The sequence below is a fragment of the Bradyrhizobium sp. 33ap4 genome (genome assembly GCF_032654765.1).
Lineage (GTDB): Bacteria > Pseudomonadota > Alphaproteobacteria > Rhizobiales > Xanthobacteraceae > Bradyrhizobium > Bradyrhizobium australafricanum.
In genome coordinates this window covers 36364-59174 of record NZ_JAUMTJ010000014.1, presented here as the reverse complement: position 1 = coordinate 59174, position 22811 = coordinate 36364, and the positions used below count along the sequence as shown (strand labels likewise).

Annotated in this window: 18 protein-coding genes and 1 pseudogene; 10 read left to right on the top strand and 9 right to left on the bottom strand. The window is 62.8% G+C overall.

Going from position 1 to position 22811, the window contains the following annotated elements:
* Positions 1-88 precede the first annotated feature (88 nt).
* The 3 genes from Q2M23_RS12885 to panD all read left to right on the top strand — a co-directional run bounded on the left by Q2M23_RS12885 (position 89) and on the right by panD (position 2419).
* Positions 89-1372: a cystathionine gamma-synthase family protein gene (locus tag Q2M23_RS12885; RefSeq protein WP_316395799.1), complete on the top strand. Its 1284-nt coding sequence runs from the start codon at positions 89-91 to the stop codon at positions 1370-1372.
* 112 nt (positions 1373-1484) lie between these two features.
* Positions 1485-1787: a putative quinol monooxygenase gene (locus Q2M23_RS12880; protein WP_310884722.1), complete on the top strand. Its 303-nt coding sequence runs from the start codon at positions 1485-1487 to the stop codon at positions 1785-1787.
* A gap of 242 nt (positions 1788-2029) precedes the next feature.
* Entirely contained in the window at positions 2030-2419 is a 390-nt protein-coding gene (gene panD, locus Q2M23_RS12875; protein ID WP_316395798.1) for an aspartate 1-decarboxylase, read from the top strand.
* 11 nt (positions 2420-2430) lie between these two features.
* Here the strand turns inward: panD and Q2M23_RS12870 are convergent, their stop codons facing one another.
* A complete protein-coding gene (locus Q2M23_RS12870; protein ID WP_057019964.1) occupies positions 2431-2781 on the bottom strand; it encodes a zinc ribbon domain-containing protein YjdM in 351 nt (116 codons plus the stop codon).
* 272 nt (positions 2782-3053) lie between these two features.
* On the opposite strand from Q2M23_RS12870, the gene Q2M23_RS12865 reads away from it, so the two are divergent.
* Positions 3054-4271 carry a S1C family serine protease gene (locus tag Q2M23_RS12865; protein WP_316395797.1) on the top strand — a complete coding sequence of 406 codons (1218 nt, stop codon included), beginning with the start codon at positions 3054-3056 and terminating at the stop codon, positions 4269-4271.
* Positions 4272-4309: 38 nt separating this feature from the next.
* Here the strand turns inward: Q2M23_RS12865 and Q2M23_RS12860 are convergent, their stop codons facing one another.
* A complete protein-coding gene (locus Q2M23_RS12860; RefSeq protein WP_316395796.1) occupies positions 4310-5305 on the bottom strand; it encodes an LLM class flavin-dependent oxidoreductase in 996 nt (331 codons plus the stop codon).
* Positions 5306-5389: 84 nt separating this feature from the next.
* On the opposite strand from Q2M23_RS12860, the gene Q2M23_RS12855 reads away from it, so the two are divergent.
* Positions 5390-5530 (top strand): hypothetical protein, encoded by a 141-nt coding sequence (locus Q2M23_RS12855; protein WP_316395795.1) that lies wholly within the window; start codon positions 5390-5392, stop codon positions 5528-5530.
* A 30-nt stretch (positions 5531-5560) separates the two neighbouring features.
* On the opposite strand, the gene Q2M23_RS12850 is transcribed toward Q2M23_RS12855, so the two are convergent.
* Positions 5561-6391, bottom strand: coding sequence for a hypothetical protein (locus tag Q2M23_RS12850; RefSeq protein ID WP_316395794.1), 831 nt, complete (start codon positions 6389-6391; stop codon positions 5561-5563).
* A gap of 260 nt (positions 6392-6651) precedes the next feature.
* Between Q2M23_RS12850 and Q2M23_RS12845 the strand changes: the two genes are divergently transcribed.
* Both Q2M23_RS12845 and Q2M23_RS12840 read left to right on the top strand, forming a co-directional pair.
* Entirely contained in the window at positions 6652-7260 is a 609-nt protein-coding gene (locus tag Q2M23_RS12845; RefSeq protein ID WP_316395793.1) for a hypothetical protein, read from the top strand.
* 261 nt (positions 7261-7521) lie between these two features.
* Complete coding sequence (locus Q2M23_RS12840; protein ID WP_316395843.1) at positions 7522-8646, top strand: metallophosphoesterase; 1125 nt, start codon at positions 7522-7524, stop codon at positions 8644-8646.
* 206 nt (positions 8647-8852) lie between these two features.
* On the opposite strand, the gene Q2M23_RS12835 is transcribed toward Q2M23_RS12840, so the two are convergent.
* The gene (locus Q2M23_RS12835; RefSeq protein ID WP_063790162.1) at positions 8853-9107 is read right to left on the bottom strand and encodes a hypothetical protein; all 255 of its coding nucleotides are present in this window, start codon (positions 9105-9107) and stop codon (positions 8853-8855) included.
* 283 nt (positions 9108-9390) lie between these two features.
* Entirely contained in the window at positions 9391-10086 is a 696-nt protein-coding gene (locus tag Q2M23_RS12830; RefSeq protein WP_316395792.1) for a hypothetical protein, read from the bottom strand.
* Between the two features lie 352 nt (positions 10087-10438).
* Here Q2M23_RS12830 and Q2M23_RS12825 point away from each other — a divergent pair, with 352 nt between their 5' ends.
* Positions 10439-11146, top strand: a complete 708-nt coding sequence (locus tag Q2M23_RS12825; RefSeq protein WP_229189263.1) for a L,D-transpeptidase — start codon at positions 10439-10441, stop codon at positions 11144-11146.
* A gap of 253 nt (positions 11147-11399) precedes the next feature.
* Positions 11400-11597: pseudogene (locus tag Q2M23_RS12820) on the top strand (DUF2312 domain-containing protein); the annotation flags it as partial.
* Between the two features lie 102 nt (positions 11598-11699).
* Here Q2M23_RS12820 and Q2M23_RS12815 read toward each other — a convergent pair.
* From Q2M23_RS12815 to Q2M23_RS12805, 3 genes are all read right to left on the bottom strand, one after another.
* Positions 11700-12311 carry a hypothetical protein gene (locus tag Q2M23_RS12815; RefSeq protein ID WP_316395791.1) on the bottom strand — a complete coding sequence of 204 codons (612 nt, stop codon included), beginning with the start codon at positions 12309-12311 and terminating at the stop codon, positions 11700-11702.
* Between the two features lie 110 nt (positions 12312-12421).
* Positions 12422-14920 (bottom strand): DUF4062 domain-containing protein, encoded by a 2499-nt coding sequence (locus Q2M23_RS12810; RefSeq protein ID WP_316395790.1) that lies wholly within the window; start codon positions 14918-14920, stop codon positions 12422-12424.
* Positions 14921-15066: 146 nt separating this feature from the next.
* Positions 15067-18840, bottom strand: coding sequence for a vitamin B12-dependent ribonucleotide reductase (locus Q2M23_RS12805; protein ID WP_316395789.1), 3774 nt, complete (start codon positions 18838-18840; stop codon positions 15067-15069).
* A gap of 818 nt (positions 18841-19658) precedes the next feature.
* Between Q2M23_RS12805 and Q2M23_RS12800 the strand changes: the two genes are divergently transcribed.
* The gene (locus Q2M23_RS12800; protein ID WP_316395788.1) at positions 19659-20552 is read left to right on the top strand and encodes a DMT family transporter; all 894 of its coding nucleotides are present in this window, start codon (positions 19659-19661) and stop codon (positions 20550-20552) included.
* 6 nt (positions 20553-20558) lie between these two features.
* On the opposite strand, the gene Q2M23_RS12795 is transcribed toward Q2M23_RS12800, so the two are convergent.
* A complete protein-coding gene (locus Q2M23_RS12795; protein WP_141342640.1) occupies positions 20559-22796 on the bottom strand; it encodes a CHASE3 domain-containing protein in 2238 nt (745 codons plus the stop codon).
* Positions 22797-22811 lie beyond the last annotated feature (15 nt).

Genomic DNA, 22811 nt, shown 5'->3' with positions numbered 1-22811 from the left:
TGGCTGAATGGCATAAAGCTGGGGTATGCTGGTCCCATCATTCCGGGAATCGCCGCCAGCGCGGCGGCCCGTGAACAGGAGACCGGCCATGACAAAACCGTTTCCGTCCAAAACCCATATCGGCAATCACCTGCTGCATCCGGAAACCCAGATGCTGAACTACGGCTACGATCCGCAGCTGTCGGAGGGGGCCGTCAAGCCGCCCGTGTTCCTGACCTCGACCTTCGTGTTCCGCACCGCCGAGGACGGCAAGGACTTCTTCGACTTTGTCGCGGGCCGGCGCGAGCCTCCGGAGGGCATGGGGGCGGGGCTGGTCTATTCGCGCTTCAACCATCCGAACAGCGAGATCGTCGAGGACCGGCTTGCGATCTATGAGCGCACCGAGAGCTGCGCGCTGTTCTCCTCCGGCATGTCGGCGATCTCGACCACGGTGCTGGCCTTCGCGCGGCCCGGCGACGTGATCCTGCATTCGCAGCCGCTCTATGGCGGCACCGAGACGCTGTTCACCAGGACACTGGCGGGTTTCTCGATTCACGCCGTGGGCTTTGCCGACGGCCTCGACGAGAGTGTCATCCGCGCCGCTGCCGACGAGGCGATGAAGAAGGGCCGTGTCGCGATGATCTTCATCGAGACGCCGGCCAATCCGACCAACGGCCTGGTCGATATCGCGCTGACGCGGCGCATCGCCGATGCGATCGGCAAGGCACAGGGCCATACGCCGATCATCGCCTGCGACAACACGCTGCTCGGGCCGGTATTTCAGCGGCCGATCGAGCACGGCGCCGATCTCTCGCTGTACTCGCTGACGAAATATGTCGGCGGCCATTCCGACCTGATCGCGGGCGCGGCGCTCGGCTCGAAGAAGCTGATGAAGGACATCAAGGCGCTGCGCGGCGCGATCGGCACCCAGCTCGATCCGCATTCCTGCTGGATGATCAGCCGTTCGCTGGAAACGCTCAGCCTGCGCATGGAAAAGGCCGACCGCAACGCGCGGATCGTCGCCGACTATCTGCGCGACCATCCCAAGGTGGCGCAGGTGCATTATCTCGGCCATCACGATCCGGCGTCGCCTGCGGGGCGCGTGTTCGCGAGCCAAAGCAGCGGCGCCGGTTCGACCTTCTCGTTCGACATCGTCGGCGGGCAGCAGGCGGCGGAGAAATTCCTCAACTCGCTGCAGATCTTCAAGCTCGCAGTCAGCCTCGGCGGCACCGAGTCGCTCGCGAGCCTGCCGGCCACCATGACGCATTCCGGCGTGCCAGCCAACATCCGCAAGCGGATCGGCGTGCTGGATTCGACAATCCGGCTCTCGATCGGGATCGAGCATCCGTCCGACCTGGTGGCCGACATCGCGCAGGCGTTGAGCCGGGTGTGAGCCAGTCAAAAGCGTGTAGGATGGGTCGAGCCAACGGGGCCGCGCGTCGCGCGGCCCGATGATAAACTCCACGAAACCCGTCCTACGGGCTACCAACCTCCGGAGAGAGTGCATGCTGGCAATCACGGCGATCATCCGCGCGAAGAAGGGCCATGAGCCGGCGATGCGTCAGGCGTTGCTCGACGTCGTCGAGCATGTCCGCGCCAACGAGCCGTCCACCGTCGGCTACTACGTCTCGCAGGATGTCGACAGTCCGCGGATATTTTCGACGTATGAGCGATACCTGGATCAGGCGGCGATGGACCGGCACAACAATTCGCCGGCTGTGGCGCGCTTCTTTGAGGTCGCGAAGCCGATCCTCGACGGCGAGGTGATAGTGGTCTTGGCGAACGAGATTGCGAGCAAGCGAGAGTAGGGCGTTCGCTACCGGGTCACAAATAATAGCCTGCTCCGGAAAGGCTCCGCCGCAGCGCATTCATTCTCCGATTTCGGTGGCGCGGAGCATTGCAGCCCGGCGCGGTCGACGATTTCAGGACAAACCCATCGTCGCGGAACTGCGCTCGAAGCGAGCGTACACCCGGACAACGTTGACGCGGAGGCGGCGCGCCGTTATTGGCGGCGCGGAAAATTCCGACGCAACGATACGGGATGGTCTCGATGCAAGTGACTTTGATGAAGGGCAAGATTCATCGCGCGCACGTCACCGAAGCGGACTTGCATTACGAGGGATCGATTTCGATCGACCGCAATTTGATCGAGGCCGCCGGTTTCCTCATCAATGAACGCGTCGACATCTATAACGTCGACACCGGCGCGCGCTTCTCGACCTACGTGATCGAGGCGCCGGCGGGATCGGGCACCATCGGCCTCAACGGCGCGGCCGCACGGCTTGCCATGGCCGGCGACAAGGTCATCATCGTCGCCTATGCCAGCTTCGACGCCGACGAGGCGCGCAAATTTCATCCGCGGGTCGTGCTGGTCGACGACAAGAACCGGCACATCGCGAAGGCTGCCGCCTCACCGGCGAAAGCATTGGCGGATGCGTAAGCTGGGCTACGCTAGGCCTTCTTGACGAACTCCGATTTCAGATTCATCGCGCCGATGCCGTCGATCTTGCAGGCGATGTTGTGTCCGTCGCTGCCCTCGGTGAGGCGGATGTTCCTGACCTTGGTGCCGCCCTTGACCACCGACGACGAGCCCTTGACCTTGAGGTCCTTGATCACGATGACGCTGTCGCCGTCCGTCAGCGGGTTGCCGTGCGCGTCGCGCACGCCCGCTTGCTGGGCGGTCTTGGCGGCCGCGGCCGCATCGCTGCTCCACTCATGGGCACATTCCGGGCAAACCCAGAGAACGCCGTCCTGATAGGCATGCTCGGAATTGCATTTCGGGCAGTTCATTGCGGCGTCCATAGTCGAGATCGTCTCCGTCGTTGCGGGCGCACCGTAGAGGCACAGGCGGCCAAAGCAAGCAAAAACCCGGCGATTTGATGCGCAAAGCGGCGCAAAGATGGCGAGCCGCCCGTCCACGGCGGATGCCGATGGAACGGTCTGCGCCTCTATCCGTTGCCGTCCGTCGCTCGGCATTGCGCCCCTGTGCTTGCGGGGAACGGTTCACTGATCGTCGCGTCCGGCCGGCAATTCATCCAGGAGCAATCGGCTGATCCCAAACATGGACGCGGAAGATGAATCAGAGAAATCCGGCCTTCGTCTGCCTTCGCACGTCGCTCGTCACCGCCGCCTTCACATCGGCGTTGCTGGTGGGCGCTAGTCTTGTGAGCGCAAGTCTTGCCCACGCACAGTCAGTGAATTCGCGCGCGGATCACGGCAATGGTGGTCCTGGCGAGTTCGCCGACCTTGCCGAGAAGGTCGGGCCGGCCGTGATTGGCGTCAACGCCAAGGTGGCGGCAGCGGCGGATGACGACGACTCGTCTCCCGGTGACTCCCCCGGCGGTTCTCTCGGGCCGGATGGCTCGCCCGATCAGGACACGCCGGGAAGGGCCGTTCCGGATCCCGGCAGGCGCGGACCGGGCAATCTGCCGAAGTTGGGTGAGATGACCTCGATCGGTTCGGGCTTCTTCATCTCGGCGGACGGCTACGCAGTGACGAACAATCACGTCCTCGGCGGCAGCGACCGCGCCGATGTCCGCACCAGCGACAACAAGGTCTACAAGGCGAAAGTCCTGGGCAAGGATCCGGTCAGCGACCTGGCCCTGCTCAAGGTCGATGGGCGGACCGACTTCAGCTATGTCAAGCTCGCGGATCAAGCGCCGCGCACCGGCGATTGGGTGCTCGCGGCCGGCAATTCATTCGGTCTCGGAAACACCGTCACCGCGGGGATCGTCTCGGCGCGTGCACGCGACCTGGAAACGGGGTCGTCGGAAGATTTCGTCCAGATCGACGCTCGGATCAACCGCGGCGATTCCGGCGGCCCGAGCTTCAACACGCATGGCGAGGTGATCGGCGTGAACAGCCTGATCTTCTCGCCCTCCGGCGGCTCGGTCGGCGTCGCGTTTGCGATACCCGCGGATACCGTGAAGACGGTGATCCCGCAGCTGAAGGACAAGGGCTCGGTCACGCGCGGCTGGATGGGCGCGCAGATTCAATCGATCACCCCCGGCATTGCCGAAAGCTTGGGTGCGAACAATCTGCACGGCGCGGTCGTGGTCGGCGTGCAGACCGGCGGTCCGGCAGCGAAGGCCGGATTGAGGCGAGGGGACGTGATCACCTCGGTCAATGACGAGCCGATCAAGAGCGCCAACGAGCTGACCAAGAAGGTCTATGCGGGCGCGCCGGGCAGCTCGGTCAAGCTTTCGATGCTGCGGGACAACGCGCCGAATTCGCTGAGCGTGACGCTCGGCCAGCTCGCGCAGTCGCAGGCGCCCGCCGGCGCGCCGAAGTGAGGCTGCGTTAGTGTGTCGGCTACTGCCCATCCTGCAGGCTACGTCTGCGGCGCGATCGCGCCGGCCTTGGCGATCAGCTCGAACGATCGCAGCCGCTTCTGGTGATCATAGACGTCGGACACGATCATCAGCTCGTCGGCGCCGGTCTCCGCGACCAGCGCGTCGATGCCGGCGCGCACCGTCGCGGGCGAGCCGATGATGGAACGCGCGAGCATCCGCATCGCCTGCACCTTCTCCGCCGGCGACCAGTAGCTCTCGATGTCGTCGATCGGCGGCTGGCTGAGGCCGCGCGCGCCGCGGAAGATGTTGGTGAACGACATCTGCTGCGTGGTCGCGAGCCGCCGCGCCTCCTCGTCGGTGTCGGCGGCGATGATGTTGACGCCGACCATGGTGTAGGGGCGATCGAGCTGCTCCGACGGCTTGAAGCGGGCGCGATAGATCTGCAGCGCCTGGATCAGCAGCTCGGGGGCAAAGTGCGAGGCGAAGGCGTAGGGCAGGCCGAGCTCGCCGGCCAGCATCGCGCCGAAATTGCTCGAGCCGAGAATCCACAGCGGCACGTCGGTGCCGGCGGCCGGCACCGCCTGGATGCGCTGGTTGGGACCGGCGGCGGCGAGGAAGGCCTGCACCTCGAGCACGTCCTGCGGAAAGTTCTCGGCGGATTCCGGCGTGCGGCGCAGCGCGCGCAGCGTGAGCTGGTCGGTGCCCGGGGCGCGGCCGAGGCCGAGGTCGATACGATCGGGAAACAGCCGCGCCAGCGTGCCGAACTGCTCGGCGATAACGTAGGGCGCGTGGTTCGGCAGCATGATGCCGCCGGCGCCGACCCGGATGGTCTTGGTGCCCGCCGCGATGTGCCCGATCACGACCGACGTCGCCGCGCTCGCGATGCCCGCCATGTTGTGATGCTCCGCCACCCAGATGCGGCGATAGCCGAGCGCCTCCGCATGCACGGCGACATCGCGCGCGTTATAGAGCGCGCCGCGCGCGTCGGTTTCCTCGGTGACGCGGACGAGATCGAGAATGGAGAGGGCGGCCACGGCGACTCCGGAGCGTTAGGGACGGGGAGCCGATGGTATTTGGCTGTGTCCAGGTGGATGCGAAACGGCGGGGGCAGCCGGTTCATGCAGATGCATATGGATGCGGTCGCCTTGCCGGTCAATCCGCCCGATGCGATCGAGGAAGCAGAGCTGCCCATCCAAAATATCGAAAACAACCCCATGCAAAGGTGCAGGCTGCCGCCGGCACTCGGAAAAGCGACTTGACGCGTCGGGCAAATCAGCGATACTTTTCCATTATTCCGAAATGACCCGTCGCCCGCCGCCATCGGAGATCCGTCGCGTCAGTCCCCAGACGATTGCGGCCGTGGCTGAAGTCGCGAGCAGATGCTTCAACGTGTGTCCGCTGACGAACTGAATCGTGTCTGCGATCTGGTGGTCGAGCACCTCGGCGATCTTGGCCAGCACGTACAACATCATCGCGGCGGCGAATGCGATGCGGTCGGCACGCGGCGCGCGATAGATCGACTGCCAGAGCTGGATCAGGATGAGCGGGAGGACCTGCAGCAGCAGATACGGTCGCAGGTCGCCCGCACCATGTCGGTCGGTGGTGACCCACCATGCGACGCTGGCGGCGGCGTAAAGCCCGAGAAGGATCGTTTCGATGTTCGTCTTCGATCCCGGCCGGGTGTCGCCGCGGACGCCGACCAGCAGGCCCGCGCCGGCAAGCGCGATCGGCAGCATGTCCCAGGTCAGCCGGCCATTGCCGGGGGCGAGGTGAAAGAAGGCGGACCCGAAGGCGGTGAGGAACAATCCGATCCGGAACAGGCGATAGCCCGGCCAGCCGGGGCGCAACCGATCGCTGTTGCGGTGAGGGCGCAGCGCCAGCCAGCCCCAGATCGCGACCAGGGCGAAGCCTGCGTTCGACAGGACATCGGCTGCGTGCGAGATGCCGAAGATGGCCGAGTGGTCGGCGAAATCGTTGTAGTTGGCCGGCTGCGCGATGCGTCCGTGCACCGCGAATGCCGCAATGATGCCGATCGTGATGATCGCCGGGGTGGCTTTCATCCACGGTTTGGCGGGGCGCTCGGGCGGCGTCAATCCGTCCATCCGGAAGGTCGTGTGCATCGTCGGCTCTCGACAAAATGAACAATGTTCAATATCTGGCATGAAAATGAGCGGTGTTCAAGTTTTGTTTTTGGGCTTTTGATCGGCCTCAATGGTGGAGGTGCGCTCAACCGTGCTGCGAGCAAAGGCCGCTCCTTGGCGCTGCCCTTTGCAATTCCCGTCGGAGTTGCGACGGAAGGATTGCGCCCGACGACCGACGCTCCACATCTCAGGAGATGAGTGGCCGTGGTGCAGAAGGCGGACTGTCGAAGGGCAAACCGATGAGGCTCGCGGATTTCGTCCCCAAGAGAAATCAGTCTTGGAGAGAACAGTCATGGGCCGACATTGCCCGATTGGCAGTGGCTCAATTTTGTGGTGAGGCCCTTGGGTGGGTCGGCTTTTTTCTGATCTTTCTGGCAGGTAGCATCAGCATCTACGCAGGACTGGCCGCACTTTTATCTTGTGCGCTGCTCGTTACGCTGCTTCTGCGGCGAGAGTTCAGACTGGACATCGAGGCTCTCGATGATCCCAGCGACAATCCCCGCGCGAACCGCTTGATCGGCAATACCTCCGCCGATGCCTCAATCAGAAGGCATCGGAGAGCACTTGGCCAGGCCGCCCCGCGTCCGGCTAGCCGCACGGCCCGCGCGCTCGGCGCTTTGGAGGATATGGCATTTCGGTTTGTGGTCGAACTTTCCAAATGCGTCGCAATCGTCATCGTCCTGACGCTTGGGATGGGTTTTGTCGCTGAAGCGGTTGCGATCGTTCTGTCCGACCGGGATGTCGGTGGTGCCGTCGGGTCTGGTCTGGCCGGCGTTGCCGGCGGCGTGCTCGGCCTGGTCCTTGCCGTCGTGATCGTGCTCAGACGCATTGCCGATATCGAGGATTGATCGGGCTTCCGGCATTTGCGCCGCAAGACCGCGGCAAGCAGTGACTGCGCGAGCGAAGCGAGATACGGGGCCGGCGTACGCATCCTGTGATGCTGGCCCTGGGTGTCGCTTCCTCGTCCGGGCGAGCGCGCAGGGCAATTCGGCGACGCGCGACTTGCCGAAAATGTGCTGACGATGGCGGCTTACGCGCGAGGCTGATCCACCCTACCTTCGCTGAGCGCCGACCGCGCAGCCTTCACCGATCCGATCCGGAGCGAACCAATTCCCCAACTCATCTTCGGCCTGACCAGCCTGCTGATCCTGGCCCGCTTCATCTGGCCGCTCGACTGGCCGCTGCCGGCAAAGATCGTCGCCGCGTTGCTGGTGCTGGTCGCCTTGCAGTTTCACCGCTGGAACAGGCTGTCGTCGGGATCGGAATTCTCGCCGGAGTTTCCGCGTCCGGTGGTCGTCCTGTTCAACTGGGCGTTCGGCGCGATCATGCTGCTGGCGCTGCTGCAACTGGCGCTCGATGCCGGGCTGCTTGTGGCCGCGCTGATCCACGGCGGCTTCGTCGGCGCGCCTGACGGCGTTCGCTACGCACTTGCTGCGCTCGCGGCCGCAGCCGCCGCGATCGGCGTCCATCAGGCGATGCGCATTCCGCCGCTCAGGGATGTCGAGGTCGGCATTCGCGGACTTCCGCTTCAGTTCGATGGCTATACCATCCTGCAACTGACGGATCTGCACATCAGCCGGCTGTTTCCCGCGCCCTGGGCGCGCGCCGTGGTCGAGCGATCGAACAAGCTCGGCGCCGACCTGATCGCGATCACCGGCGATCTGATCGACGGCACCATCGATGCGCGGCGCAACGACATCGCGCCGCTGCGCGACCTGATGGCGGCCGACGGCGTCTACGTGATCTCGGGCAATCACGAATATATCTTCGGCTATGACGGCTGGATGGCGCATTACGAAGCGCTCGGCCTGCGCTCGCTCGAGAACCGGCACATCGTGCTCGAACGCGGCGGCGGCAAGCTCGTGATCGCAGGGATCACCGACCGCGCGTCGCGCCACCGGGGGCATTCCATCCGCGACCTTGCCGCGGTTCTCGACGGCGCCCCCAAGGGCGCGCCGGTCATCCTGCTCGACCATCAGCCGAGCGACGCACGAAAGGCAGCCCGGCTCGGCGTCGCCCTGCAGCTCTCCGGACACACCCATGGCGGATTGATCCTGGGGATCGATCGCCTGGCCGCGCGCGCCAATGCCGGCTTCGTCTCCGGCCGCTACGACGTCGACGGGATGACGCTCTACGTCAACAACGGTACCGCGCTGTGGCCGGGCTTTGCCTTGCGGCTCGGCCGCCCGTCCGAATTGACCCGGATCACGTTGCGTGTGGCTGAAGGCGTCTGATCGATTTGTTGCGCATGCGATGCGCGGTGTCCGGTCTGTTTCTCGGCCAGGGCGGCAGCGGTAGCCCGCATGAGCGAAGCGACATGCGGGGTCGGTCGTGCGTATGGCGATGCCGGTCCCGGATATCGCTTCGCTCATCCGGGCTACGAGGCTTCCGATTCGTGCACGAGCAAACGTTCCGAAGGTCGCAGGAGGGTGAGAATCGGTCACTCACGTTCCAAGGCCGGCGGCTGCCATGCGTCGATCGCCGTCTCCGGGTAAATCTGCACCGAGCCGGGCTCGAAGTAGCTCTCGATCGCATATCCGAGCCTGGTCAAATCCGTACGATACCAACCAACGATTCGACCGCGCCATGATGCTCGCCCTTTCTTGGCGGCATAGTCACCCATTTGAAACTTTGCATCTGCGGGCCACGGATCGACCATCTCGCCTCCGACCGAATTGCCTTGAAAAGAAGACATTATGGCCGACCCATCTACGTCCGCAACGGGTCGATTTCGTCCCGCCGATCTCGGTCTGACAGCGGCAATGATCTTGCCAGCTTCACACCAATCTCTTCGCGATCGAGGTGCAGCGAAGGCGGCCTGAGCGAAACGAACAAGCACGTAACGAGTAGGGTGGGTTCGCCAACGGATCGCGCGGAACGCGTGTCCGATGATAGACTCCTCGTAACCCGCCGCTCGGCGTTACCGCGACGTAGGGCGAATTACGCTGCGCTAATCCGCCCTACGAGCCGCGAGATGCTCATCGCGTCGGTCTCGTTTGGTAGACACCTGAAAATGAGACGTTTGTCCCGCCGCACTGGAGGTTGTCGCCGACAACCAGTAACTTGCCGACGAGCTGCATCGTGACCTGACAGTCGAGTTCGTCCGTCCCGTCACCGAATTTCATCTTATCGTCTGAAGGTTTTGCTTCGTAATCAAGCTCGCCGGAATGGGTGCGGCTGCCCGAACCCCAAATGGCCTCGCCCTTGATGGCCAGCTGACCTGCCTCTTTCGATTTCGAGATGCGAATGACGTTGTCGTAGGCACGCCATTCGCCGAGCCAATCCCGTTCTGCCGGTCCTCGTATGTCCTCCTGCCACGCAAGCCTTTCGATCTCGATCCAGCCGACCGTCTCAGTGCCCTTGCGAGGTTGAAACCAACTGCATGCGAACTTGCCTGACGTCCGGGAAACAATGACTTCATCGTTGCGAACGACATAAGTTTTCAGACGACAGGCTTGGTCGTCGGGGCAACGCTCGTTGCCGTCGCCGCGGAAATAGATCCTGTCGCCGGCTGCGCCTTTGATCTTCGCCAGCCTGTAGTCGGTGCTCTCGCGCGGGAAATATCCGTTCCGACAAATGTTGTCGGCGTTGCCCTTGAGCTGGCCGGATGCGGGCGAGGTTTGGAGAATGCTCCATGCGAGGAGTCCGAGCGAAGCCTGGACAACGCGTCTCATTGGGTTTTCACCTTCGATTCATTTTCCGCATGGAATGCGGCAGGGTAGCGGGGCGGTGATTCCATACTAATTTGGTCCGACAAAGCGCCGCGGATCAATCGCATGAAAACGTGATCAATCAGTTGTTGCCATCGCGTAGGGCGGATTAGCCGAAGGCGTAACCCGCCGACCTTTAGCTCATGGAGCGAAGGCGGAAGCGTAATCCGCCGAAGTTCTCGCATTGTTCTCGGAAGGATTCACAAGACCATCTGTTGGTCAACCTCAGACAATGACGAAGAACTTTTCTTTTCCCTTCTACTGTATGCCAAAGTCTGCTTCGGCCGCGCAACGGGACAAGGGAAAATCAGAAATCATGATCATGGACCGTGGAATTGCCGACGCCGGTGCGATGGGCGAGGGCGCTCTGCCTGGGTCTCGGTCGCGGCTTCTCAACCGCCGGGCGTTTCTGGTCGGTTCTGCTGCTGGTCTCGCCGCACTGAGCCTGGCCGGTTGTGCGTCCGACTACATGAGCCTGGCCGAGGCGGAGAAGGTCTACGGGCCCGTGCCCGACGAGAAATTCCCGATCCCCGCGGTCGACGTCAGTAAGGTCGATCCGAAATATTTTCGCAAGACCGTGAAGTACCACAGCGATGAGGCGCCCGGTACGATCATCGTCGATCCGAGCAAATACTATGTCTACCGCATCGAAGGCGAAGGAAACGCGACCCGCTATGGCGCCAATGTCGGCCGCGATGGGTTCCGGTGGAGCGGGGAGGCTTATGTCGGGCGCAAAGCCGAATGGCCGACCTGGACGCCGCCCAAGGAGATGATCGCGCGCCAGCCGGAGGCGGGCAAATATGCTCGCGGCATGGCGGGGGGTCTCGACAATCCACTTGGCGCGCGCGTGCTCTACCTCTACCAAAATGGGGTGTACACGCTTTACACGATCTATAGCACCAGCGCCCCCGAAACGATCGGGAACGGTATTACGAGCGGCTGTACCGGCCTCCTCAGTCAGGACATGATCGACCTCTATTCGCGAACGCCCCTCAAAACGAAGGTGATCGTGCTGCCGGCGTAGACGGCATCGGCCGCAGGCTCCAGCGAGTAGGGCGGGTTATCAAAGCGTAACCCGCCGCGACGGTGGCGACCGAAACGGCGGATTACGCCTTCGGCTAATCCGCCCTACGCTTGCCGATCACGAGGGGCCTTTCGGCAGATCAAAAGTTCCGTCAGCAGTAGCCCGCATGAGCAAAGCGATATGCGGGATTGATCTTTGGGACCTGCGTGTCGGACCCGGATGTCGCTTCGCTCATCCGGGCTACGCTTCTTGAATGCAAGAGTTGAACGAGAAGAAGGAAGTCTTCTCGGAGGCGAAGGGCGAAGGTTTCGACGTGAAGATGCTGAAGAAGATCATCAAGCTGCGCAAGCAGGACCAGGACGAGCGCGACGAGCGTGAAAACCTGCTCGATCTCTACATGCGCGCGATGGAGACGGCGCCGGCGGACGACAAGACCGCGAAGGCTGCGTGAGGTTTGGGCAGGTAGCCCGCAAGCGCGAAGCGATATGCGGACTTAATCCTGCGAGTCGCGTGTCGGTCCCGGATGTCGCTTCGTGCATCCAGGCTACGCTTGCTAAGGAGTGAGGAGCGCCCAGAAGTCTGTACCGCATTTTGCCCAAGCCTTATCGAATTGACCGATATCCGCAACAGGATCGCAACCAAGAGAAACCAAGTGGCTCTCTATGTCAGAGACCAATTCTACAGTTGCTTCTGAGAACTGGGAGATTACGAAGTACGACAATGCCCCAACTCCGACTTTCAGATCATAGAGCGAATGGGCGAGCTCTGAATTTCGGAAGTTAACCAAGTCACTGAATGAGGTGCCTTGATTTGCCATGTTGACCTTCATCGTGTTCAATCTATCCGCAAATCGTGCTCGATCTTTGTCGGACAGGATGTCGATCGCCACGGCCTCGTCGAGCACAGACATGATGCATGCAGTATTGCCGGTCTTGCCTTTCCCCGGGATGGCATTCAGTCGAGTAAGCACCAATATGACGTGACGCGAAAGTTGCATGCGGAGGAACTGAGCTGCTGGCTTGGCGTCCGATTTCACCCAGTTGAGCGATGGAGCTGAGATCAATGGCTCCGCCAGATTTCTTGCTTTGATGATTTCCCAAATGTCGTCCAAAACATGCTTGCGGACCATGTCAAGTTTCTGACGACGGGTGCGGGGCAGGTTCATTGCTCAATCCCCCTGTATGAGACAGCAAGTAGTGCGGCTTTGCGGAGCGTGCCCGCCGACCGAATTGCGGGACAGGCGGATGAGGCCTTGGGCCAATCCGCCATCACTTGCTATAGCGCTTTCAGGCTGGTGACCTCGATTGCATGGAGACGCTGGTTGCGGGAGAGCGAGATACCCAAATCCAACCAGTAGGAGACGTTATAGTAACGTGCGCCGTCGTGGTCTTGGTAGGCTGCAAGTAGGTTCGTGAGCCTGGTCTTTGGAACTGCCTTGACGACCTTCGGCAAAATTGCCGACCGCACGTCGTCTATCTCCGAGTTGAACATCGCAAAGAGACACTTTTGGTCAAGTTCGCTCACTTCCTTGTCAGTCGCCAAACGAATGAGCTGCGCGAGAAGTCGCGATGGCATTGGGAGTATCGTGAGTTCGCTGAAACGGCCCTTGGCGATAGCGTGGATCGCAATGGCCACCCGATGAGTTTTCTCGTTGTCGTATAAGTTCCCGAGAAGGCTATAGTTTGCATCGGCACGATCAAGCAACGAAATGAGTAGGCCGATATCTTGCCACTCACCGTGCTTCTTGAAATATTCAGAGTAGAGACGTGAGAACTCGACGTATCCGCTGGACAGGCCCCTCCTGATTCGATCAAGATCGATAAGCTCATTCTTTTCACACAGTAGATCAGTAGCTTTCCGAACAAGCTCCTTTCGGAAGACGCCCTCGGTTTCTTTCAATTTCCTAAGCGTATCTCCTTCGATGAGGCGTCTCTCAAGATCGCGAAATGCGGCATTAAATTCAGAGCGGAATTCGTCATCGACCGCCGCGCGGAGTGCCGCTGCACGCGTCCGAAATTTCTTGAAGTCAAGGGCCAGCCGGGGATTGGGATCGAGGATCGCCACCACGCTTTCGCAGAGCTTTTCTAGGGAGGCGTCACTTTGTGACCTTAGCTTTAGCCGGATGAAAAGCTCGGCGAATGCTTCTCCCTCTTTGGTGGAGGGGAGTGATGCGCCAAACAATCCACCGAGACCGGCGGACACGGTCGCTGGCTTGATAAGAATTGATTTGGCTTTCTCGTCGGGGACGTCTCGGCCGTCACGCAGTAAGGCCAAAAGTGCCTCGTAGCGGACGCTTGCTTCAGAGTCGTCCAAGAGCCTTTCGGCGATTTCGTTTCGCAGGGCGCCTCTCGCTACAAGAATTGTCACGATTCTCGAACGCACTTTCGAATGTCGATGTGTAACGCCTTCCAAAAGTAGATTTGTCGGCAGCGCCTCGGGTTTCGCGAACAAGTCGTCGATCAAGCGATCGTCCAGAGTTTCGGGCTGAAGCTCGAGGAGTGCCCGGACCGCACTCTCGCGGCTCTGCCTGAGATTAATCCGGATAATCGCATCGGTGGCCGCACCAACGGTCTGATAGTTCCTTTTTTCATACTCCATTTGGATGACTTTTAGGTCTGTCTCGTTTCCGCAAACGGCCAAGTAGTCCAGCGCCGCGACCTTGACGGCTTCCTCGCGATCAGAAATGAGCCATGAACGGACGATGTCGCTTCTGCTGATGGCATCTTCCTGATCGTCTGGCAGCGCCAGAGGTCGAATTGTCTCACCAATGAGCCGCATAGCTCGCAACGCGCCCGCACGTTGGCTCTGTGGACCTACAACGCTAGCCAGCGATAGATATCCCGTTTCGCGGGCGTTTGCTGCGATGTACCAATACCAAAAAGGAACAACGGCGTTGGCAATATTGTCGAGGCCGCTGTCGATCAACGCTTCCATCTCTTTGCGGCTGAGTTCGACTCTCGTGCGCCAACGAAACAGGATGTTGGCATCATGGACTGCGAGTGTGCTGTTATCATTGCCGACCACACCGATCATGCTGCCCAAGAGGCGAAAGCGGGCGACTTCGACTGCCTCTATCGAATGTGTTTCTCGATCTCGCTGGGTCTTTGCCACGAATGCTTGGATGAACTGAATTCCTTCTCGAGAGAGTGGGGTGTCGAGAGGCTGGTCTGGTGCCTGGGTTGCGTTGGCTATTTCGGTCGGACCAACCTTTGTGTCATCCGTAGGCGCTTGCGCTTCCTGGCGTTTGAGTTGCTGGACGTAGCGTGTTATCCAAGTAACGAGCTTGTCTTCAAACTCCGCCAGCGCATCGAATTCTTCGTAGAGGATTAGATGCTCTTTATGAATGCGCTCTTTGAAGTCGAGGACCTTCTTTATGTCCGGCCCCTGGTCCTTGAGAAATTCTGGATCTATCTTTTTCAGGAATAGCGTCATCTCGGGCCGGCCGAACCGTCTTCGGCTTGCGAGCGCCCTTTCAAACTCTTCCTCAAATCCCGACGTATAGGGGCCGCTATCCTTGCTTGGCGGCGTCCCCCACTTGCGCCAGAGCATTCCTATGAATGCCTCGCATCTATCAAGATCCAGATTAATCTGTTCCTGGGGTCGTCCGAATCGTTTGAACGTGTCTTCCCAGCCTACGAGTTCGACCTGAATTCCCAGCCAGTCGGCCCACTGCTTGTTAAACGAATCGATAGCAAGTTTGGCTACTTGGCGTTCGTTGGGAAGGTCGCTTGGTGACGCCAGAAATATTTGGACGATCTTGCGAGAGCTGGACATCAGTTAGCACTCATGCCGATGCGAGGCCGTTGTTCATCCTATCGATGCTTGGGCCCCCGTCGTAGTAGAGGGCAGCCTTTCGGCCGCCCTTTGTAGGCGCCCGGGTTAGTGCCGGGCGCGCGATGATTGTATTCTTGTCTAACGCCTCACGAACAGCCCGTCGTGGAGCCGCACGTATCACACTTCATGCACGTCCCATTCCGCACCAACGTGAAGTTGCCGCACTCCGAGCACATCTCGCCTTCGTAGCCCTTGGCCTTGGCTTCGGCGCGGCGCTCCGCCTTGGACGGGGCGGCGGCTGCGGCGGTGCCGGGCTTGCTCCAGTTCAATGCCTCGAGCTTCTCGGTCGGCGAGAGGTCGTGGCTGACTTCCTGCTTCAGGGCGACCGCGCCTTCGACGGTGTCGGAGGCGCCGCGCGCGGTTGCGCCGTGGGAGGCGAGCGCGGTGACGCGGTTGCCGGCGGGCGCGTTGTCGGCGCCCTGGCTCACCGCGGCCGAGCCGCCGCGCATGACGACGAGGTTGTCGGTGCGCGACCGGGTCAGGCCCTTCGACAGGTACTTCGTCGCCTGGTGCTGGGCGGGAGCCTCATCCGGCTCCTTGCCTTCCTCGACGCCCTTGCCGAGCGCGTCGAAGCCCGACTCGTTCGGATCGACATGGGCGAGGTCGAAGCGCGCCATGTAGCTCACCGCGAGCTCGCGGAAGACATAGTCGAGGATCGAGGTCGCGTACTTGATCGAGTCGTTGCCCTGCACGGGACCTGCGGGCTCGAAGCGGGTGAAGGTGAAGGCGTCGACATACTCTTCCAGCGGCACGCCGTATTGCAGACCCAGGGATACTGCGATCGCAAAATTGTTGATGAAGGAGCGCAGCGCCGCGCCTTCCTTGTGCATGTCGATGAAGATCTCGCCGAGCCGTCCGTCGTCATATTCGCCGGTGCGCAAGTAAACCTTGTGGCCGCCGACCACCGCCTTCTGGGTGTAGCCCTTGCGGCGGTCAGGCATCTTCTCGCGCTCGCGCATCACGACGATGCGCTCGACCAGCTTCTCGACGATCTTCTCCGAGACCTGGGCGGCACGTGCCGCCATCGGCTTCTCGTAGAGCGCTTCCACCGCATCGTCCTCGTCCTCATCGTCGGCGATGAGCTGCGAGTTCAGCGGCTGCGACAGCTTCGAGCCGTCGCGGTACAGCGCGTTGGCCTTCAGCGCCAGCTTCCACGACAGCAGGTAGGCGGACTTGCAGTCCTCCACCGTGGCGTCGTTCGGCATATTGATGGTCTTGGAGATCGCGCCCGAGATGAACGGCTGCGAGGCCGCCATCATCCGGATGTGGCTCTCGACCGAGAGGTAGCGTTTGCCGATCTTGCCGCAGGGATTGGCGCAGTCGAACACCGGGTAGTGCTCGGCCTTCAAATGAGGCGCGCCTTCGACCGTCATTGCGCCGCAGATGTGCACATTGGCGGCCTCGATCTCGCGCTTGGTGAAGCCGACCGCCTGGAGCAGGTCGAAGCCGGGGGCTGCGATCGCCTCGGCGCCGATGCCGAGCTGATCGCGGATGAAGTCTTCGCCAAAAGTCCACTTGTTGAAGGCGAACTTGATGTCGAACGCGGTCGGCAGCGCCTTTTCCACCTTGGCAATGGCTTCGTCAGTGAAGCCCTTGGCCTTCAGGGTGGAGGCATTGATGCCGGGCGCATTCGACAGCGAGCCGTGGCCGACGGCGTAAGCCTCGATCTCCGCGATCTCGCTCTCGCGATAGCCGAGCGCGCGCAACGCCGACGGCACCGCCTGGTTGATGATCTTGAAGTAGCCGCCGCCGGCGAGCTTCTTGAACTTCACCAGCGCGAAGTCGGGCTCGATGCCGGTGGTGTCGCAATCCATCACGAGGCCGATGGTGCCGGTCGGCGCCACCACCGTGGTCTGGGCGTTGCGATAGCCGTTGACCTCGCCGAGCGCCAGCGCGTCGTCCCAGGCCAGCCTGGCATGGGTGACGATGTCTTCCTGCGGGCAGGAGGCGTGATCGAGCGGCACCGGGTTGACCGAGAGCGCCTCGTAACCGGCCGCGTTGCCGTGGGCGGCGCGGCGGTGGTTGCGGATCACGCGCAGCATGTGCGCGGCGTTCTTCTTGTAGCCCGGGAAGGTGCCGAGCTCGGCCGCCATCTCCGCCGAGGTCTTGTAGGCGATGCCGGTCATCACGGCGGTCAGCGCGCCGCACAGCGAACGGCCTTCCTTCGAGTCATAGGGCAGGCCCATGGTCATCAAGAGGCCGCCGATATTCGCAAAACCGAGGCCGAGCGTGCGGAATTCGTAGGACAGTTCGGCGATCGCCTTCGACGGGAACTGGGCCATCATGACGGAGATTTCGAGCACGATGGTCCAGAGCCGGCAGAGGTGCTCGTAGGACTCGATGTCGAACCGCTTGGTGGTCGTGCTGTAGAACGTCAGCAGGTTGGCCGAGGCGAGGTTGCACGCCGTGTCGTCCAGGAACATGTATTCCGAGCACGGATTGGACGCGCGGATGTCGCCGGACGCCTTGCAGGTGTGCCAGTCGTTCATCGTGGTGTTGAAGTGCAGGCCGGGATCGGCGCTCGCCCAGGCGGCGTAGCCGATCTTCTCCCAGAGGTCGCGGGCCTTCAGCGTTTTTGTGACTTTTTTGGTGGTGCGGCCGACGAGATTCCAGTCACCGTCCGTTTCCACCGCGCGCAGAAAATCGTCCTTCAGCGACACCGAGTTGTTGGAGTTCTGGCCGGAGACGGTGAGGTAGGCCTCGGAATCCCAGTCGGTGTCGTAGGTGTCGAACGAGATGTCCTTGTAGCCCTGCTTGGCGAACTGGATGACGCGCTTGATGTAGTTGTCCGGCACCAGCGCGCGGCGCGCGAGCTTGATCTCGCGGCGGAGCGCCGGGTTCTTCTCGGGATCGAAGCAGTCGTCGCCGCTGCCTTCGCAGTTGACGCAGGCCTTCATCACGGCCTTGAGGTGCTTCTGGTTGATCTTGGAGCCGGTGACGAGGGCGGCGACCTTCTGCTCCTCCTTCACCTTCCAGTCGATATAGGTCTCGATATCGGGGTGATCGGCGTCGACCACGACCATCTTGGCGGCGCGGCGCGTGGTGCCGCCCGACTTGATCGCGCCCGCGGCGCGGTCGCCGATCTTGAGGAAGCTCATCAGGCCGCTTGAGCGGCCGCCGCCGGACAGCTTCTCGCCTTCGCCGCGCAGGCTCGAGAAGTTGGAGCCGGTGCCGGAGCCATATTTGAACAGGCGCGCCTCGCGCACCCAGAGGTCCATGATGCCGCCCTCGTTGACGAGGTCGTCGCCGACGCCCTGGATGAAGCAGGCATGCGGCTGCGGATGCTCATAGGCCGACTTCGACTTGGTGAGCTTGCCGGTCTTCCAGTCGACGTAATAGTGGCCCTGGCCGGGGCCATCGACGCCGTAGGCCCAGTGCAGCCCGGTGTTGAACCACTGCGGCGAGTTCGGCGCGACCATCTGTTTTGCGAGCTGGAAGCGGAGCTCGTCGAAGAAGGCGAGGGCGTCTTCTTCGGTGGAGAAGTAGCCGCCCTTCCAGCCCCAATAGGTCCAGCAGCCGGCGAGGCGATCGAACACCTGCTTGGCCGAGGTTTCGCCGACGATGCGCTCGTTCTCTGGCAGGAGGCCAAGCGCCTCGGTGTCGGGCACCGAACGCCACAGCCACGACGGCACGGTCTCTTCCTCGACCTTCTTCAGGCGCGCGGCAACGCCGGCCTTGCGGAAATACTTCTGCGCCAGCACGTCGGAGGCGACCTGCGACCAGAACTCCGGAACCTCGACGTTCTCGGCGCGGAACACGACCGAGCCGTCCGGATTGCGGATCTCTGAGGTGGTCAGGCGGAAATTGATCCCGGCATAGGGAGATTGTCCGCTGGTGGTGTTGCGTCGTTCGATTCGCATGGTCGAGCCCCGTCTCTTCTTCTGCCCGGCCCCACGTTTCCCCGCAGGTGCCGGAATGTTGTCTGTTCGCGGACTTCGGAACACGCGTCAGCACGCCTCCCGTCATCCGCAGCTCGGCCGGTGGATCCGGCCTGTTTTCTCTCATCCGCTGGGCACCGGTATGACCGGTCCTGCGGCGGCATCGTCCCGGCGCGGCGCCCGACTGGTCGGGTGCTCCGGGTCATGCATTCAACGCCCCAAAACGCTTCACGCGACACGTCACGCGTACGCTTCTTGCGGGCCGGTTACGGCCTCTGTTTCCGGGTCCTTCGCGGCCCGTTTGTCGTCCCCGACGGCGGCCCCAAAATCAGGGCAGAAAAGCCCTTCACCCGCGGCCCGAAGGCCTGGCGGAGTGGTCATTTTGGAACCCTTGTGGGAGCGACCGGCGGGGACCCAAACACACTCGCGCCGAACAGGTTGAAAGTTAGGCCATGTCCGTCACGCCCGTCAAGGACTAGTACGAGTTTCTGAATCAAACACTAAATATGGTGGAAAGAGGGGGATAACAGGGGTCGGTGCCGCGCCTGTGATCGAGCCAACTATCGGTGAGTCCTCAGGGATTCCCAAGCCAAAAAAATTCCTATCGCCTGTGGATCGGAGCTTCGCCCCGCTGTTCACAGGCGAAGTTTTTATTCGCGGTCCCGGATTGAATTTTGGGGACTCACGTAGGCCTACGGGCAAAGTACGGATCAGGCATGTCAGAGCCGTGATGGTCGGGCGACAAAATCGCGGGCAAGGTGAGGCCGACTCACATCCTTTTCACACCCTTGCCGGGTTCCATGACAGTCCAGAAGCCTCAAGCGCGGCCGCGCCTTGCGCCCGCCGGCCTGATGTTCCTCGCCATCACCTCGGTGGGTTGGGGGTTCAACTGGCCGTCCACCAAGTTCCTGCTCGGCGAACTGCCGCCGCTGACCTTGCGCGGCACCACCGGGGTGATCGGCGCCGTGCTGCTGGCGGTGCTGGCGCTGATCCGCGCCCAGAGCCTGCATGTCGAGAAACGGCTGTGGCCGCGGCTCGTGCTCTATGCGGCGCTCAACGTCACCGGCTGGATGGTGCTGATGGGGCTGGCGCTGCTCTGGCTGCCGGCGAGCGAGGCCGCGCTGATCGCCTACACGATGCCGGTATGGGCCTCGCTGCTGGCCTGGCCGGTGCTCGGCGAACGGCCGACGCTGCTGCGGACCATCGCGCTGGTGATGGCCTTTGCAGGCCTCGCCGCGATCATGGGCGGCAGCGGCATCACCGCAAGCAAGGAGAAGCTGCCGGGAATCATCATGGCGCTCGGCGGCGCCTTCGGCTTTGCGCTCGGCACCGTGCTGGCGAAGAAATATCCGCTGGTGATGCCGCCGATCCCGGCCGCGGCCTGGCAGATCGGCCTCGGCTGCGTGCCGATCGCGATCGTCGGCATGATGATCGAGACCACGCATCTCGACCGCATCACGACGGTCGGCTGGTGGCTGCTGGTCTATTCGACGCTGATCCAGTTCTGCGTCGCCTATGTCGCGTGGTTCGCCGCGCTCGCGCGCCTGCCGGCCTCGGTGGCGGCGATCGGCACCATGGCGGTGCCTGTCATCGGCGTGGTGGCGTCCGCGGTCGCATTGCACGAGCCGCTGGGGCCAAGCCAGATCGTCGCGCTGCTGTTCACCCTCGCCGGCGTCGCGCTGGCGACGAGGTAGCTCACATCACTCGCCGAGCGCCTGCTGCAGCATGCTGGCGAGCTGCGCCTTGCGGTAGGGCTTGGCCAGCAGCAGCACGCCTTCGTCGAGGCGGCCGTGATGCACGATCGCGTTCTCGGTGTAGCCCGAGGTGTAGAGCACCTTGATGCCGGGGCGGCGTTTTTGCACCTCGTCGGCGAGCTGGCGGCCGTTCATGCCGCCGGGCATGATCACGTCGGTGAACAGGAGGTCGAACTTCTCGCCCTTGTCGACCAGCGCCAGCGCGGCGCGGGCGTCGGGCACGGCGATGGTCTTGTAGCCGAGCGCGCCTAGCTGCGTGACGACGTAGTTGCGCACCAGCTGGTCGTCTTCCACCACCAGGATGACTTCGCTGCCGCGCCGCACCGGCTCCGGCGGGGGCGCCTCGACCTCGACCTGGCCGCGGGCAGGGGGCAGATAGAGCTTGATCGTGGTGCCGTGGCCTTCCTCGCTGTAGATCTTGATATGTCCGCCGGACTGCTTGACGAAGCCGTAGACCATGCTCATGCCGAGGCCGGAGCCCTTGCCGACTTCCTTGGTGGTGAAGAACGGCTCGAACACCTTGTCCTGCACCGCGTGCGACATGCCGGTGCCGGTGTCGCTGACCGCGAGCAGCACGTAGCGGCCCGGCGTGATGTCGGGATTGACAGCCGCATAGGCGTCGTCGAGCACGATGTTGCTGGTCTCGAACAGCAGCTTGCCGCCGTTCGGCATCGCGTCGCGGGCGTTGATCGCCATGTTGAGCAGCGAGTTGGCAAGCTGCGACGGATCGATATGGACGCTGGCGACATCGGGTGCCAGCACCGAACTGATCTCGATCTGCTCGCCGAGCGTCGGCCGCAGCAGCTTGGCGATGTCGACCACGGTGCCGTTGATGTCGACGGTGCGCGGCTCCAGCGGCTGGCGGCGCGCGAAGGCGAGCAGATGCTGGATCAGCTCGCGGCAGCGCTCGGCGGCGCGGTCGATCAGCTCGGCGGTTTTCGCGAGCTGCGGCTGGGCGCGCAGGCTGTCGACCAGCGTCTCGGTGGTGCCGGTGATGACCGTCAGCATGTTGTTGAAGTCGTGCGCGACGCCGCCGGTCAGCTTGCCGATGGCGTCGAGCTTCTGTGCCTGCTGCAGCTTGTGCTCGGTTTCGCGCGAGGCGGTGATGTCGTGATAGATCAGCGCCGCGCCGGTGACGGTGTCGTCGCCATCGCGCAGCGGCCGGCCCGACACCACGAGGTGAATCTCCGGCGCGCCGCGCACCGGCTTGGCGACGAATTCCAGCCCGTCGAATTCCTCGCCGCGCAGCGTCCTGGCCGACGGCATGTCGTCGGCCTGCATCGGCGTGACGCCGTCGGACTGGAACACGTTGCTCATGGCGCGCAGCTGCCGGACCGTCATGCCCGGCTTGTAGCGCAGCATCTTCTCGGCGGCCGGGTTCGACAGCAGCACGGTGCCGGCGCTGTCGATCACCAGCACCGCCTCCGCCATGGTGCGGAAGGTGGTTTCCATCACCGAGGTGGAACGGCGAAGCTCTTCGAGCGCGGCACCGAGATCCTTGGTGCGATCGGCGACCTTGCCCTCGAGCGACAGATTGGTCGCCTTGGTCGCGCTGAGCGCGCCCTGCAGTTCGCGGCTGGCGCGCCGGGCCGTCACCGTTAGCGCGATCGCGAGCAGCAGGATCATCGCCACGCCGGCGAGATCGATCATCAGCAGCAGCCGTCCATTGGTCTTGGACTGGTCGGTGCGAATCCGGAGCAGGCGGCGCTCTTCGGTGACCAGGCGGTCGAGCGCCGCGCCGACCTTGTCGGTCAGCGCGCGGCTCTCGCCGGCGGAGACCAGCGCCGCGGCGCCGGCCGTGTCGCCCGCGCTGCGCAACCTGATCAGCTCGGCGCCGAGCGCAATGGCACGCTGGACCTCGACCCTGGTGCCCGTGATCAGCTGCGCCTCCTCGGGGGCCGACGTCACCGCCGCCATCAGATCGTCGAAGGCCGCGGTGAGGGCTGCGCTCTGCTCGCGAAACTCGTCGGCAAAGGACGCATCGCCGGTCAGCGCGAAACCGCGCGCCGCGCTCTCGACGCTGCGCGGCAGCTGACGCGCGTCCGAAATGCGCTTCAGGATGCTGAGCGTGCGATCGACCGAATCAATCTCGCTGCGCGACTTGACGTCCAACCCGATCGACGCCGCGCTGATGACGAGGAGGATCGCAAGGCCGCTGCCGAGAATGAGACGCTGGGAAGCCATCGACGATTAGTACGA

Excerpts from the sequence above, each read along its gene's own strand:
- Q2M23_RS12885 (WP_316395799.1), top strand. The coding sequence starts at position 89 with ATGACAAAACCGTTTCCGTCCAAAACCCATATCGGCAATCACCTGCTG.
- Q2M23_RS12880 (WP_310884722.1), top strand. The coding sequence starts at position 1,485 with ATGCTGGCAATCACGGCGATCATCCGCGCGAAGAAGGGCCATGAGCCG.
- panD (WP_316395798.1), top strand. The coding sequence starts at position 2,030 with ATGCAAGTGACTTTGATGAAGGGCAAGATTCATCGCGCGCACGTCACC.
- Q2M23_RS12870 (WP_057019964.1), bottom strand. The coding sequence starts at position 2,781 with ATGGACGCCGCAATGAACTGCCCGAAATGCAATTCCGAGCATGCCTAT.
- Q2M23_RS12865 (WP_316395797.1), top strand. The coding sequence starts at position 3,054 with ATGAATCAGAGAAATCCGGCCTTCGTCTGCCTTCGCACGTCGCTCGTC.
- Q2M23_RS12855 (WP_316395795.1), top strand. The coding sequence starts at position 5,390 with ATGCAGATGCATATGGATGCGGTCGCCTTGCCGGTCAATCCGCCCGAT.
- Q2M23_RS12850 (WP_316395794.1), bottom strand. The coding sequence starts at position 6,391 with ATGCACACGACCTTCCGGATGGACGGATTGACGCCGCCCGAGCGCCCC.
- Q2M23_RS12845 (WP_316395793.1), top strand. The coding sequence starts at position 6,652 with ATGAGGCTCGCGGATTTCGTCCCCAAGAGAAATCAGTCTTGGAGAGAA.
- Q2M23_RS12835 (WP_063790162.1), bottom strand. The coding sequence starts at position 9,107 with ATGTCTTCTTTTCAAGGCAATTCGGTCGGAGGCGAGATGGTCGATCCG.
- Q2M23_RS12830 (WP_316395792.1), bottom strand. The coding sequence starts at position 10,086 with ATGAGACGCGTTGTCCAGGCTTCGCTCGGACTCCTCGCATGGAGCATT.
- Q2M23_RS12825 (WP_229189263.1), top strand. The coding sequence starts at position 10,439 with ATGATCATGGACCGTGGAATTGCCGACGCCGGTGCGATGGGCGAGGGC.
- Q2M23_RS12815 (WP_316395791.1), bottom strand. The coding sequence starts at position 12,311 with ATGAACCTGCCCCGCACCCGTCGTCAGAAACTTGACATGGTCCGCAAG.
- Q2M23_RS12810 (WP_316395790.1), bottom strand. The coding sequence starts at position 14,920 with ATGTCCAGCTCTCGCAAGATCGTCCAAATATTTCTGGCGTCACCAAGC.
- Q2M23_RS12805 (WP_316395789.1), bottom strand. The coding sequence starts at position 18,840 with ATGCGAATCGAACGACGCAACACCACCAGCGGACAATCTCCCTATGCC.
- Q2M23_RS12800 (WP_316395788.1), top strand. The coding sequence starts at position 19,659 with ATGACAGTCCAGAAGCCTCAAGCGCGGCCGCGCCTTGCGCCCGCCGGC.
- Q2M23_RS12795 (WP_141342640.1), bottom strand. The coding sequence starts at position 22,796 with ATGGCTTCCCAGCGTCTCATTCTCGGCAGCGGCCTTGCGATCCTCCTC.